This is a genomic window from Alicyclobacillus acidoterrestris (assembly GCF_022674245.1).
GTDB lineage: Bacteria > Bacillota > Bacilli > Alicyclobacillales > Alicyclobacillaceae > Alicyclobacillus > Alicyclobacillus acidoterrestris.
This window is the reverse complement of record NZ_CP080467.1, coordinates 1,489,083-1,502,802: the sequence shown is the minus strand read 5'-3', so window position 1 is coordinate 1,502,802 and position 13,720 is coordinate 1,489,083. Positions and strand designations below refer to the sequence as shown.

At 55.3% G+C, this 13,720-nt stretch carries 10 protein-coding genes and 2 pseudogenes; 4 read left to right on the top strand and 8 right to left on the bottom strand.

Annotation, left to right across the window (positions count from 1 at the left end; genetic code table 11):
* Positions 1-60: 60 nt before the first annotated feature.
* Positions 61-1,290: an MFS transporter gene (locus tag K1I37_RS06875; protein WP_021297546.1), complete on the bottom strand. Its 1,230-nt coding sequence runs from the start codon at positions 1,288-1,290 to the stop codon at positions 61-63.
* A gap of 660 nt (positions 1,291-1,950) precedes the next feature.
* On the opposite strand from K1I37_RS06875, the gene K1I37_RS06870 reads away from it, so the two are divergent.
* The gene (locus tag K1I37_RS06870) at positions 1,951-2,256 is read left to right on the top strand and encodes a hypothetical protein (protein ID WP_021297544.1); all 306 of its coding nucleotides are present in this window, start codon (positions 1,951-1,953) and stop codon (positions 2,254-2,256) included.
* A gap of 62 nt (positions 2,257-2,318) precedes the next feature.
* Here K1I37_RS06870 and K1I37_RS06865 read toward each other — a convergent pair whose 3' ends face one another.
* A complete protein-coding gene (locus tag K1I37_RS06865; protein ID WP_081654192.1) occupies positions 2,319-2,750 on the bottom strand; it encodes a thiol-disulfide oxidoreductase DCC family protein in 432 nt (143 codons plus the stop codon).
* Between the two features lie 156 nt (positions 2,751-2,906).
* Between K1I37_RS06865 and K1I37_RS06860 the strand changes: the two genes are divergently transcribed.
* Both K1I37_RS06860 and K1I37_RS06855 read left to right on the top strand, forming a co-directional pair.
* A complete protein-coding gene (locus tag K1I37_RS06860) occupies positions 2,907-3,641 on the top strand; it encodes a YqjF family protein (RefSeq protein WP_021297542.1) in 735 nt (244 codons plus the stop codon).
* A 47-nt stretch (positions 3,642-3,688) separates the two neighbouring features.
* Positions 3,689-5,224, top strand: coding sequence for an FAD-dependent oxidoreductase (locus K1I37_RS06855; protein ID WP_021297541.1), 1,536 nt, complete (start codon positions 3,689-3,691; stop codon positions 5,222-5,224).
* 88 nt (positions 5,225-5,312) lie between these two features.
* Here the strand turns inward: K1I37_RS06855 and K1I37_RS21825 are convergent.
* The 5 genes and pseudogenes from K1I37_RS21825 to K1I37_RS06835 all read right to left on the bottom strand — a co-directional run.
* Positions 5,313-6,158 (bottom strand): annotated as a pseudogene (locus K1I37_RS21825) (carbon-nitrogen hydrolase family protein); the annotation flags it as partial.
* Between the two features lie 258 nt (positions 6,159-6,416).
* A pseudogene (locus tag K1I37_RS21820) lies at positions 6,417-6,860 on the bottom strand (GNAT family N-acetyltransferase); the annotation flags it as partial.
* 690 nt (positions 6,861-7,550) lie between these two features.
* Complete coding sequence (locus K1I37_RS06845) at positions 7,551-8,567, bottom strand: LppP/LprE family lipoprotein (protein ID WP_021297539.1); 1,017 nt, start codon at positions 8,565-8,567, stop codon at positions 7,551-7,553.
* 520 nt (positions 8,568-9,087) lie between these two features.
* Entirely contained in the window at positions 9,088-9,384 is a 297-nt protein-coding gene (locus tag K1I37_RS06840; RefSeq protein ID WP_021297538.1) for a hypothetical protein, read from the bottom strand.
* 168 nt (positions 9,385-9,552) lie between these two features.
* Positions 9,553-11,775, bottom strand: coding sequence for a Tex family protein (locus K1I37_RS06835; RefSeq protein ID WP_021297537.1), 2,223 nt, complete (start codon positions 11,773-11,775; stop codon positions 9,553-9,555).
* Between the two features lie 102 nt (positions 11,776-11,877).
* On the opposite strand from K1I37_RS06835, the gene proC reads away from it, so the two are divergent.
* A complete protein-coding gene (gene proC / locus K1I37_RS06830) occupies positions 11,878-12,693 on the top strand; it encodes a pyrroline-5-carboxylate reductase (protein ID WP_031219000.1) in 816 nt (271 codons plus the stop codon).
* A gap of 120 nt (positions 12,694-12,813) precedes the next feature.
* Here proC and K1I37_RS06825 read toward each other — a convergent pair whose 3' ends face one another.
* On the bottom strand, positions 12,814-13,611 hold the full coding sequence (locus tag K1I37_RS06825; RefSeq protein WP_021297535.1) for a 3'(2'),5'-bisphosphate nucleotidase CysQ: 798 nt from the start codon (positions 13,609-13,611) through the stop codon (positions 12,814-12,816).
* Positions 13,612-13,720: the final 109 nt, after the last annotated feature.

Here is a 13,720-nt window from a genome sequence, read left to right as displayed (position 1 = left end):
CGACGCGCAGTGCCATGCCGAACCCTGTTACAGACCTTTCAGCATATGCCGAAAGCGCGCTTACTGATTATCCACCAGCGCCGCCATCGCACTATCTCGCCTCATCCACAACCAACAGCCCAAACTTAGCAACGTGACCGCCACGGCCATCCCACCGATCACCATCGACGGCCTCCACCCAAACAGGACCGACGCGTTGCCGGCGACAAATCCACCTAGCGGTACCGAAAACGAGATAACCGCAGCGCGAATGCCGAACACGGCACCTCGAACTCGCGTGGGCACTGTTCGTTGAATGACAGCGCGGAACATCGGTGGTACCATGCCGAAGACTGTGCCAGCCAAGAAGGTCGGGATAGCGATGTCAAACAGCTGACCGCGCGCAAAAAAGTACGAGCTCATACACAATCCAAACATCCCGATAAGCCATAGTGGCCAAGACGGATGGCGCAACCTTCGACCTTGCCAACTATAAAAGCAAGCGGCAATCCCCATCCCCAATGCCTGCAGTCCAATGAGCATCCCGAGACGCGTGGCCGGTTGGAAAAACTGCCGTTGAACCATCGTCGGAAGGGCTATATCCATGACACCGTACGCAAAGTTGAGTACAAACGCCAACGCAGTGACCACAAGGACGACACGGTGGGAGAAGAGATACCTTGCCCCCGTTCGCAACGACTGCCACCAAGCGCCACGTGGCGCCTTCGCGCCGGTCTCGGTCAGGGACATAGGAACCTTTAAGCAGTGAATGGCCAGGGCAGCGGCGACAAACGTCAATGCGTCCACGAGTAATGCCGCCGGTGAACCGACAACGGCAATGAGCCAACTCCCCACCAGCGGGCCAGCGAACACCCCCGCCTGAAATATGAGTTCCCCCATCCCGTTCGCGCGTTCCAATTGGTCGTCCGCGACAAGCGTGGGTACAAACACCATCCATGCGAGTTCGGTGAATGGCGCGATGAGACCGGCCATCATGAGTAAACAAAGCCAAATCCATACCGGCGACACAAACATCACACAAACCGCAAGAGCGGTCCAGATGATAGCTAACGTCAAACTGGCGAAGACGGACAAACGCTTCACCGGGAATCTATCAAATAGTGCACCGGCGATGCAATTCGCACCCGCGACACAAACACCATACCCGAACGACAGGACAGAAGCCCATTCGATGCCATTTGGGCGCGACAACACTGCCCAAGTACAAGCCATCCACCCGGCTTGGTTCCCTAGTTCCGACACGCCATCGGCTAGGACGAGTTGCCAGAACCATCGCGATAGTCGAGCCATATTCACTTTTCACCTCGTGTGGCGCCCCCACTGGGACGCAATCCGCGGGAATCGACCCCCATCTTTGACCGCGACGGAGGGTGATTCCCTGCTTATTCTTTAACCGTGAGGACGACCCACGAGGCATTAACCTGGAAACACGTTTGCTACAATGTTTGGCACAATGGCTCACTCCATAGATTCGATACGCTCATTATACGTAGCATTCCATATGATGCCAATGAAAAGTTGCGTGACTGCCATGTCCGTCGTGCGCCAGGGCTTGTCCGCCAAAGGAGCACCTGACCGGTGCTCCATCGTTCATTAGTAAGCAGCTGCTGTACCTGCACCGCCAAATGCTGGTACAAGCAAGAAGAACAAGACGAAGATAATCAGGAACACAACTGCCCACTGTGTGTAACCGCCAAAAACACCGTACATGATATGACCTCCTCGAGTGAAGATGGTGTATCTTACGCAGAAAGGTCATATGCGGATGGGCGGTCGCCACAATTTCATGGAATCTGTGCACATGCCCGGATTGACGACAGGTCAAAAAATGCCTGAAGTTTCAACTAAGATTAGGTTATCAACTTGGGGAAAGCGCGGCACGATAAAAGGAATCTGACGGTTCATGTCAAATTCCCAGTCAAACACGTGTCGATAAGGATGATTTACTGGATGGATACCCGCTTGCTCGAAGTGCATTTGTTGCAGGAAGAAAATAAAATCGAATTGCGCATGGCTTATGCCAATCTGCCAAACATTCGCGCAATCATCGAAACAAACAAGGGATTTGCGTTACAGCCACCTGTCCATGGCACCACGGGCCAAACCTTCGACGAATTGGCGCCAACAGACGAAGTCGCGCAAATGGTGCGAATCGTCCGGGGTGCGTATGAGGACTCCATCGATGGTGCAGATGCTTTAATCGAGCAAATCCGCGCACGCTACTCCGAAGACGAGTTGGAGATTTATTTGATTTAATGTTCCATTGATGTTCCTGCATGATGTTCCACGCAAAGCCGCTCCTGGTTGCGCGTCACCAGTTAGTCCCGCCTTGCCAAGGGCTGCAATGAATCAACCAGGAATCGGCTTTGTAATTCCGGAGTCGGTACCATGCAGGTGGCTTGTTTGCCAAACCATCGATACCGATGGCGCGCAATTGAATCGTACACGGCATCCCGCAGTCCAGTTGGCACCACCACAAATACGTAACAAAGCGACCAGATACCCCGCAGGTTGCCGAGAATCCTCAGCACCGCCGTCGATTTCGTATAGATTTGTCCATCCTCAATAAACACCACAGAATCCGCTTCAAGCGCCACCCGCCCACCGACCAATTTCTGTGCAACCTGCGACGAAAGCGGTGCAAATCGAAACTTTGCCAATGCATCGCGCCGGATAATAAATTGGACAACAGCACTACAAAGATTGCAAACGCCGTCAAACAACACGATTTTGTCATGATTGGCATCCATCGAGACTCCATTCATCGAGACTCCATTCGACACTTGCTCTTGCACCATTCAGCCCCCCTTTCACCACGTCTGCGAATTCGTTCACGCCATGTGTTCTACTCAAGTTTATCGAATGTCTGGGCACCTTAGAGATAAGTGCGCTAGGAGGGTCAAGACATGCAACATTCGTCCGAAACACACCGCCAATACGACTTGCCAGACAGGCCATGGTTACTGCACCAGACGTGGGAGAACGTCCTATTTGCACACTGGCCGGTCAAAAAGGACGTTCTGGAACCTTACATCCCCCGCGGCCTGCAATTGGACACCTACCATGACTCCGCTTGGATTAGCCTATTGTCGTTCTTCGTGGATGATCTACATCCCCGCGCGATGGTGCCGTTTCCAGGCATCCGCGCATTTCCGGAAGTGAACCTACGAACCTACGTCACGCGTTTTGACCGACCAGGTGTGTGGTTTTTTAGTCTCGACGCGGGCAACGCCCTCGCCGTCGCGTTGGCACGACGTTTTTTCCGGCTCCCCTACTACCGCGCCAAGGTTCACTTCGAGCGCGCCAATGGCCGAACCCGCGTATCGCTGACGCGCTGTCACCGCAAACAACCACCATATCAACTGGACGTAGACTACAAAGCCGCCTCCAGCGTATTTGAATCACAGAAAGGTTCCCTGACATCGTGGCTGACCGATAGGTACTGCCTGTTCACAACGGCTCGCGGCCGTCTCTATCGAGGCGATATTCACCACCGCCCTTGGGCGCTACAGGAGGCAGAAGCCATCTTTCGCACCAATACCCTCGCAAGTTCCTTGTGCGGGTCTCATCTGACCGCGCCACGCCTACACTATTCCCAGCAACAACACGTCCATATTTGGCCTTTGGTGATAGATGAGTAATCGCGTCATCCACACACAACATCCAACAAACCCAAGGAGGCAAATTGATGAAGGCGCATCCCAGCACGAACGCACTTCCAGAAGAGTCCAAACCGTTTTGGCGAGAAGACGTCGAGATTCCAGCGTTCAATCCGCTTGACGAAGATATCCACGTCGATGTTGCGATTGTAGGCGGTGGCATCACAGGCGTGACAGCCGCGTACCTACTCGCGAGAGAGGGAGTCAGCGTCGCATTGCTGGAAGCGGACAGGCTCCTTTGTGGATCCACCAGCCACACCACCGCAAAAATCACCGCGCAGCACAACCTATTTTACGACGAACTGATCTCGCACGTGGGACTCGACAAGGCACAGCGTTACTACGAGTCAAACCAACAGGCCATTGAGTTTGTACAGTCCACTGCAACACAGCTTGGCGTGGATTGTGAATTTCAATTTGAAGACGCGTACGTTTTCGCGACGACAGCAAAGTCTGCGCAAAAAATCGAAAAGGAATATCACGCCTACCAGAGACTTCGGATTCCTGGAGATATCACCGTCACCATCCCGCTTCATATCCCTATCCACAACGCCATCCGAATGTCGCATCAGGCCCAATTTCACCCGTTAAAGTTTCTCGCAGCACTCGTTCGTGAAATTCAGGAGAAAGGTGCGCGCATCTTCGAACAAACCGTCGCAGTCGACGTGACATACGACAACTCTCCGTCCGTCATCACGAGAAGTGGACATCGTGTCATTGCACGAAAAATTCTAGCCTGCTCCCACTACCCGTTCTATAGCGGCCAAGGTTACTATTTCGCACGGATGTATGCGGAGCGCGCGTATGTTCTCGCGGCCAAGACAAAAACAGAATACCCCTCGGGCATGTATATCAGTGCGGAGAGCCCGGCGAGATCGCTTCGAAGCGCCCGTGTGCATGGTGAACCGGTGGTGCTTGTCACCGGCGATGGACACCGGACAGGGCAAGGGCCGGATACGCTCACACACTATAAAAACCTACAGGCGTTTGGTGAACAGGTCTTCGGCGCGTTGGATATCCTCTATCGATGGTCAAATCAAGATCTCTACACACTCGACAAAATCCCATACATCGGCGAAATTGCAAACGTACATCCGAACGTGCTCGTGGCCACTGGGTACAAGAAGTGGGGCATGTCGTCCGGCATTGTCGCAGCGCATATTCTGCGGGATTTAGCGCTCGGCCGTGACAACCCATACGCAGATTTGTATCATCCAGGCCGGTTTTACGCGGATCCGAGTCTACGCAAGTTTCTCATGCACAATGGCACCGTGACGGCCCATTTAATCAAAGGGAAACTACAAATTCCCTCGCACAATCCAGATGACCTCGTGGTCGGTGAAGGGTCGGTCGTTACGTACAACGGACGGCGCGCAGGTGCGTACAAAGACGAGCAAGGAAAAATTTATCTCGTCGATACCACCTGTACCCACATGGGGTGTGAAGTCAACTGGAACCACGCCGAACGCACTTGGGATTGCCCGTGCCATGGATCCCGCTTTACCTACACAGGCGAAGTCATCCAGGGCCCGGCAAAGAAACCGCTCGAACGACTCGACGAGTAATCCTCTACACAAAATGCCTGATTCGGGCGGGTGGACACTTTCGTGCCACGCCGCCCGAATCAGGCAAAAAGACAACACGCCATGCTCGTCAGTCAAACTTTAAACCTTTCAGTTCCACCCGGTACAAGTCGCGCCGGCGGTCGCGCAGTTGTCGCACGGAACCGGAGTTGCGCGAACGCCGCAAAATCTCCAAATCGACGTCGCCAACCACGACTGTGTCAATGTTCGCATCACACTCACCGACGATGCCGTCGCGCGCAAACGCGAAATCAGATGGCGCGAAGATACCTGACTGCGCGTATTGAATGTCCATATTCTCCACGTGTGTCAGATTGCCCACCGTCCCCGCAATCACCGTGTACACCTGGTTCTCCACCGCTCTTGCCTGTGCGCAGTAACGCACGCGCAGATACCCTTGCCTGTCATCGGTACAGAACGGAATGAAGATGATATTGGCGCCTTTGTCGACCGCAATCCTCGCCAACTCGGGAAATTCGATATCATAGCAGATTTGAATCGCGATTTTTCCACAATCCGTATCGAAGACATGAATCTCATTGCCCTCCGCGATGCCCCACCATTTGCGTTCATTCGGCGTCGCGTGGATTTTGTACTGCTTCTCAATGGTGCCATCGCGTCGGAATAAATAGGCAACGTTATAAATGTCCCCATCCTCCTCGACGAAGTGCGATCCGCCAATAATGTTCACGTTATACCGCACGGCGAGTTCTGTGAACAAGTCAATGTATTGCTCTGTGTACGTCGCAAGTCGGCGCACCGCTTGGTCAGGCCGTTTCTCCTCGAGAAACGACATCAATTGCGTGGTGAAGATCTCCGGGAAACAGACGAAATCTGATCCGAAATCGGCCGCCACGTTCACATAGTACTCCACCTGCGTGTAAAACTCGTCAAACGAGTCGATCTTCTTCATCATGTATTGCACGGCACAAATGCGAACCGGAAACGCCGCGCGGTAAACCCGCCGCGATTTCGGACGGTAGTCAATGTTGTTCCACTCCATCAACGTCGCAAACGCACCCGACGCCTTGTCGTCCGGGAGGTACTGGGTGTTGATGCGTTTGACCGAAAAGCCCTCTAGAATTTGAAAGGAAAGGACGGGATCGTAAATGTTGTGCTTCTCGACTTCCTGCACATACTCCCGCGGCGTCATCTCTGACTTATAGAGGTGGTAATTCGGAATTCTGCCGCCAATGATGATGCTTCGCAAATTGAGCTCGCGAGCCAATTCCTTGCGCGCCTCATACAACCGATGGCCAATTTTCATCCGTCGGTATTCTGGGTCGACCATGACCTCTACGCCGTACAGATTGAACCCGTCGGGATCGTGATTGCGAATATAGCCGTTGTCCGTAATCACGTTCCACGTGTGCTCGTCGTCGTACTCGTCAAAATTGACGATTAGGCTGGAGCACGAGCCGACAATTTTGCCTTCAAACTCCACGCAGAACTGACCTTTCGGGAATATCCGGATATGGCTTTCCAACTGCGCCCGCTTCCACGGCTCCATGTTGGGAAAGCACCGTTTTCCGAGGGCGATGATTTCATCGATATCCTCCAAACGCGTATTGCGCAGCACAATCTTCCGCTCATGTTTGGACGTGTCCAACTCAGACATGAAGTCACCCTCCTGCCGGTCTCTATGTGAGGTCCGGTTACCTCCGAATCCATTGTATTGACAGGGGACCGCCGCAATTCGCGCACGGCGCAGCCCCCCTCATCCACACTAGCTTCATGGGTCAATTTGTCCTGTTTTGCCAGGATGTAAACCAGAACCTTACACCTATTTTACGGGTATCCAGCTGAATTTCTGAGGATTCACGCGTGGGAATGTATTCCATCGGCGGGTGGTGGGCGGCGGGAGACGGGCGGATCGGGTGAGGGCGGTGGCTGGGCGGATCGGGTGAGGTGGCGGTGGCTGGGCCAGGGGCGGGGGCTTAGTGGGGGGCGCGAGACAGGCGCGAGGGCGCGAAATAAGGTAACATTTCTGTGCTATTTCCGGATTTGCGATGATTTCAGCCGCGTTAAGGTACATAAAATACCCTATTTACTCAAAGGCCGCCCGATAACGGCAAAAAACTGAGGAATAGCGCAGATTTCATGTCTTATCAGCGCCGTATGACGCATGAATGTCTTAATAAGACATCCGTGGCGGCCGGGACGCGGGCGGAGTGGATCCGCTGACCACGGATGCCGGCCTCACAAGCTGCCGACACCGGCGAATCTGCGCCACGGATACCGGCCGCGAGTTGCCCTTGCTGCAACACGACAAACCGTGTCGCAGCAGGGACGGTTTACTGCAAGCATATCAGTTCCCGCTGTCACTGGCCGATGCTGAACTCGGCGCCGTCACCTCAGCGCCGGTCGTGACGCCAGACTCAAGTGCGCTGGAGGGAACCATTTGACCAGCATTCCAGGTGTATGTGACCGTCTGGGGTGGCAGTGTCGGATTGACCATAGCGTCGGTGGGCGCATAGTTCGCGTAGGTCACCTGGATGACACCCGTACCAGCCGGTTTGATAGAGAGGATGGCAGTAGCCTCTTCATTCGCATTCAGTCCGACAAACTGGCCATTGTGGAAGAAGAACACCAATTGCCCTAGTCCATCTGCCGTCGGGTAGCGTGTTCCGAGGATCGCTTGGAGTGTACCCCCACTGCCATCCGACACAATCACCTGTTTACCGCCTGGCGTAAATGATTCAGTAGAATCCTTCGCCTCGACCGTCTGCTTCATCACCGAATTCACCACATTAGAGGGTACCAACGCATTTTGCGTGTTGATGGTCCACGTCGTACCATCCCAATTGGTCTGCGCGCCCAGCTCATTTTGAAGAAACTGGTTTACATAGTAGATGGGTACGTACGTCGTGATTTTTCCCGAGGCCGGATCGGTTTGCGTTATCGTCGACGCAATATTGTACTGACCGCCGCCCATCAAGAAGTCCATCTCGTGCTTCTTCAACAGGACGCGTATCATCGGTGCGACCTCGGGGATGGTCCAAGTGGTCGGCGGGACGACCGTAAGGTCTCTGCCGTTCCACATCGTCTTCACCCCCGCTGCAGCGAGCGCCTGTTGCAGGTAGCACAAAGGTACCCACGTGGTCTGATTCTGGCCAAGGGGGTCTTTGGCGACGAGGCGGATCGGATCAGCCTGATGAACGCTATCGACGACAATTTTCGCTTTCGCCTGTGTTCCATCGCTGGTGGCCATGAGGGACGTGCCGGATCCCGAAGTGGCCGCCAATGCCGTGGTTTGTACACCTGAAACAGCCAATAATCCGATGACTGCACACCCTATCGCGCAAGCCCTACTTCGAATCTTCATACGCGATCTTCCTCCCATATCAACACTACTGGGTTAGACGGCACATCCACCGAGTTTGTTACACGAATTTGGCAGCGCCCTTTGTAACCTGCATGTGGGGTGTGGAGGGCGGATCGATTGCGGCAGATGCGGGACGTGGAGGCGGATCGACTGCTGCAGATGCGGGCTGGGGGTGGGACGTGGAGGGCGGGGCGCAGATGGCACAGATAAGGTAAAAATTCTGCGCTATTTCTGGATTTTCTGCGGTTACAGCGGCGTTAAGGCACGTAAAATACCTTATTTACTCAAAAGCCGCCCGATAACGGCGAAAAACCGAGGAATAGCGCAGATTTCATGTCTTATCGGCGCCGCCTGACGCGTGAACGTCTTAATAAGACATCCCCGCCGAGCCGCGACGGTCCCCACCGCCCCCGACGACCCGCCGACAACTTCGCACGTCCTCGATCCCGCCGTCACCACGCGACAGCTGCGTGCACAAGCACTTGTCACCCTAGTTGGCCTAGTGCAACCTCAAATACACTCAATTGTCGAATGCGCGAACATCGTAGTTTTCCTTGTGCTTGCCCTGCAACGCGTCGTTGATATCGCGTTCGATGCTGGCGTCGATGCCCGTGATTTTGCTGCGATAGTACCGCCGGCCAGCTTCGTAGACCTTCTCGCGCAGCGTATTGTTGTTTGGCTCCTGCTCGATGCGCCTCAGTAGCGATAAATAGTCCCTGCTCGCGTTATCAACGCGCATCATCATCTTGTAACCAAACCAGCAGAGTGCCAGGATGATGAGAATAGAAATCACCCAATACAGACCCTTTAATAGCATGTTACGTCATCTCCTCTTTATCTTTCGCCAGGATCTTTCGCCAAGCGCTCAGTTACAAACTTGTCTTTGTACCACTTCTATCAGCATCGCCACAGGCGCTGCAAACAAAACGTCACGCGCACGCGCCAAATCTATCACGAACGTGCACGGCCGTGCGTCACATGCGCGTCAGTCGTGCGTGCTTCGCATCGAGAGGCCAAGGCGGCCCTTTTGCACATCGATTTGAATGACGCGAACCTGCACGACGTCACCGACCGAGACGACGTCCATCGGGTGTTTGACGTAGTGATCGGCCAATTGTGAAATGTGCACCAATCCGTCGTTTTTGACACCCACGTCGACGAAGGCGCCAAAGTCGACCACGTTGCGAACGGTTCCGGTCAGCAGCATGCCCACTTGCAAGTCCTCGAGTTTGAGGACATCTGTGCGCAAAATCGGGGGTGGAATGTCCTCGCGTGGATCCCGCCCTGGCCGCTCCAACGCATCCAAAATATCGCGCAATGTGGGTTCCCCGAAACCTGTCTCCCGACTGAGTTCTACCAAAGGCACCGCGCGCACCTCGGCCAGCCACGCGGCACGCGCTTTGGCGTCACGCAGCACACCCTTATCGAGCTGCCATTTGGCAAGCAATGTCGTGACCACCGAATAAGACTCGGGGTGAATGGGCGTCGCGTCGAGTAGTTCGTCGCCGTCGGCAATCCGCAGAAAACCGACGCATTGCTCCAGCGTCTTCGGGCCCAGGCGAGGCACTTTGGCGAGTTGCGCGCGCGTGGCAAAGCGCCCATTTTGCTCGCGATACTCGACAATATTGCGCGCGACCGTCTTATTCAAGCCCGCCACATAGGATAGGAGGCTTGGCGATGCGGTATTGACGTCGACGCCGACGTGGTTGACGGCAGTTTCAACGACGGCCGTCAACTGCTCGTCCAACTTCTTTTGGCTCACATCGTGCTGATATTGACCGACGCCAACCGACTTCGGATCAATCTTCACCAGTTCCGCCAACGGGTCTTGCACGCGACGGGCGATGGAAATGGCGCTCCGCTCCGAAACGTCGAGATCTGGAAATTCTTCACCGGCGAGCTTTGAGGCAGAATACACGCTGGCGCCCGCCTCCGATACGATGAGATAGGGCACCTCGACGCCGCTGAGTTCCTTCAGGCGCCGGACGCAATCCGCAATAAACGCCTCCGTCTCGCGCGAAGCCGTTCCATTGCCAATAGCGATAAGCCCCACCTCGTACTTGCGTACGAGCGCCAAGACGCGCTCACGCGCCTCCTCTACCCGATTTTGCGGCGGTGTCGGATAAATCACCGCCACCTCCAAAAGCTTGCCTGTGTCGCTGGTCACGGCCAATTTGCAGCCGGTGCGATAGGCCGGATCGACCCCGAGTACCACCCTGTTTCGGATAGGCGGCTGCAACAGGAGATTGCGCAGGTTCTCACCAAATATCGAAATGGCGTGATCTTCAGCTTTGGCCGTCAACTCGCCCCGAATGTCGCGCTCAATCGCCGGTGCGATGAGCCGCTTATAGGCGTCCGTCACGGCCGCTTGTAACAACGTCCCTACGTACGCCGTCGCCACGCGGCGCGGGATATGTACACGGCACAAGTATTCGATAATCTGCTCCTGCGGCACCTGAACGGACACGCGCAAAATTTGCTCACGCTCGCCGCGGTTCATCGCCAACACGCGGTGTGGCATCGCATGTTTAATTGGCTCGCGAAACTCGTAGTACGCCTCATACACGCTCTCGACGTCCGGATCGACCGCGACGCTCTGAAGAGATCCGCGGGCAAATGTCGTATCCCGCACCCACTTGCGCGAAACTGGATTGTCCGCCACGGCCTCCGCGAAAATATCACACGCGCCCTGAATCGCCTCATCAACCGTCGCGACACCGCCATCTTCAGACACGAATTGAGCGGCGAATGCACGCACGCCTCCTTCGTCCTCCTGCCACCTCTCTTCGGCCTGCAACCACTCGGCCAATGGCAACAGCCCGCGTTCTTTGGCAATGGACGCGCGCGTCTTTCGCTTGGGGCGATACGGACGGTAAATATCCTCAACCTCTGTCAGTGACGAGGCATTGACCACCGCGGCGACGAGTTCCTTCGCCTTCTGCTCGTCGGCCAATGCGCCATGCTCGTCCAGCAGGCGCACGACGTCCTGTTTGCGTTCAAACAGATTCTTTTCTGATTCGTATCGGTTCGCGATATCCCGCAGCTGATTTTCGTCGAGTTCCCCTGTCATCTCTTTGCGGTAGCGCGCGATGAATGGAATCGTGTTGCCTTCATCCATCAGGCGGATAGCCGCCCGCACCTGCACCGCTGCAATGGAAAGGCTACTTGAAATCTCTTTGATATAATCCGGCGTGGATAGCTCGAACAAGTGAATGACTCCTTTGATGCTGTAAAATGGACCATGACTGTATTCAGTTTCCCTGCGAGGAAAGCAAAATGCAAGCCAATTCGGACGACAGAGGTGAACAATTTGACAACAGTTCACGTGCTCTTTATCGGCGCGGGCCGCATGGCACGCGCCATGATTGCCGGGATCCGGCGGCGCCAAGGTCCTATTCACTGGGACATTTCGGTCGCCAACCATCAAGACAGCGCGCGTTTAACTGAGCTCACGACGACTTTTCGCGTGCGTGCACAAACGGACTGGAGAACGGCGGCAGAACAGGCGGACATCATCATCCTCGCCATGCCGCCAGCAGCGCACCAAACGGTGCTTGAAACGCTGTCCCATCACGTGTTGCCGCATCAGTTAGTCGCGAGTGTCGCAGCTGGCATTGGCGTCTCCGGATTAGCATCCAAGCTACCCGAAGGCACACAATGCGCGTGGCTCATGCCGAACATCGCCGCGGCTGTCGGCGAATCGATGACACTGTGCGCGTTTGGCGATACGGTGACCGCAGACAATCGGGAAAAGCTCGCCGAAATCCTTCGCGGCTTAGGTCAATATCACGTCTGCACAGAAACGCAGGTCCATCACCTCACGGCCATCACTGGCAGCGCCCCGGCCTTCGCCTTCCAATTCGCCGAAGCACTGGAGCAAGCGGCCACCGCGCTTGCGACGGACGAGACTACCGCACGCCTGCTCGTCGGCCAAATGCTGCTCGGCTCGGCCAAACTGCTGCTCAGTGGACGTCCCCCCGAAGAACTCACAGATGAAGTAGCCACACCCGGGGGCGCTACGGCAGCAGGGCTTTCTGTGCTCACAGAAGCCCAATTCAAAACTCGAGTGATGGACGCAATCGAAGCAACCAATCAGCGGGCACGCGCATTGGCGCCAGAAACATGACAAAGACGCATCGTGATGATGCGTCTCACACAATTCAACCGCGCCATTGAAGCGGCGATGCCATCCCCAGCACTGCTACAAACTGCAAACCGGTAAACATTCAAAACACCCGATGTGGTATCAGTTTGTCGCCGAGTTGCTGAGATACAATTCAATTTGACGGATGAGCTCGTCCTTACAATGCATCGACGTAGCGATAATACCCGGTACCAGCGTTTGCTCGCGGTTGAACCGAAACGGCTTCCTGTCTTTATCGACGACAAATCCGCCTGCTTCTTCCACCAGGAGAACACCCGCCGCGATATCCCACTCGTTCTTCGGCGTCAAACTGAAGGTGGCATCTGCTCCGCCCGCCGATACACGCGCCAGCTTATAAGCGACCGACCCGAGCGGCGAGACGTCGAGCAAATCGGCAAACGGTTCAAACTCCCCGCGGCGGATTTCCGAACGGCTGCCAAAGACCGTAATACGGTCGCCAAGCGCCGCCTGCCGCACATGCGTCCGCTCGCCGTTCAGGGTCGATCCCGCCCCCTTCACCGCCTGAAAGTACTCATCGGTCATAGGGTTGTAAATCGCGCCGAGAATCGGCACGCCATCCTCCACCAACGCGACAGAGACGGCGAACTCCGGCAGCGATTTGACGAATTCGCGCGTGCCGTCAATCGGATCGACAATCCAAACGCGTCGATGCGAGCAGCGCGTGAGATCATCGGCCGATTCCTCCGACAGCCACGCGTCTTCCGGAAACGCTTCAGAGATTTTGCTGCGCAAAATGGTGTTTGCGGCCAAATCGGCCGTCGTCAGCGGATCCTGATTGTCCTTGAACGTCGTTTCAAACCCCTCGCGGGCAATTCGAACAATCTCCTGTCCCGCTTCCCGCACGGCTGACTCCAATACGCGAATCTCACGTTCTAACAAACAGGTCACCTCCTAATGCGATAGATTGTGCATCATTTCGCCATTCTTCCAAACAGCGTACGTCACCTAAAAAGCAGAAGGTGCACGGCATCAGGCACCTCGCCGCGCA

What these genes read in the sequence shown, in the direction of transcription:
- K1I37_RS06875 (WP_021297546.1), bottom strand. Translation starts at nt 1,290, where the DNA reads ATGGCTCGACTATCGCGATGGTTCTGGCAACTCGTCCTAGCCGATGGC.
- K1I37_RS06870 (WP_021297544.1), top strand. Translation starts at nt 1,951, where the DNA reads ATGGATACCCGCTTGCTCGAAGTGCATTTGTTGCAGGAAGAAAATAAA.
- K1I37_RS06865 (WP_081654192.1), bottom strand. Translation starts at nt 2,750, where the DNA reads ATGGATGCCAATCATGACAAAATCGTGTTGTTTGACGGCGTTTGCAAT.
- K1I37_RS06860 (WP_021297542.1), top strand. Translation starts at nt 2,907, where the DNA reads ATGCAACATTCGTCCGAAACACACCGCCAATACGACTTGCCAGACAGG.
- K1I37_RS06855 (WP_021297541.1), top strand. Translation starts at nt 3,689, where the DNA reads ATGAAGGCGCATCCCAGCACGAACGCACTTCCAGAAGAGTCCAAACCG.
- K1I37_RS06845 (WP_021297539.1), bottom strand. Translation starts at nt 8,567, where the DNA reads ATGAAGATTCGAAGTAGGGCTTGCGCGATAGGGTGTGCAGTCATCGGA.
- K1I37_RS06840 (WP_021297538.1), bottom strand. Translation starts at nt 9,384, where the DNA reads ATGCTATTAAAGGGTCTGTATTGGGTGATTTCTATTCTCATCATCCTG.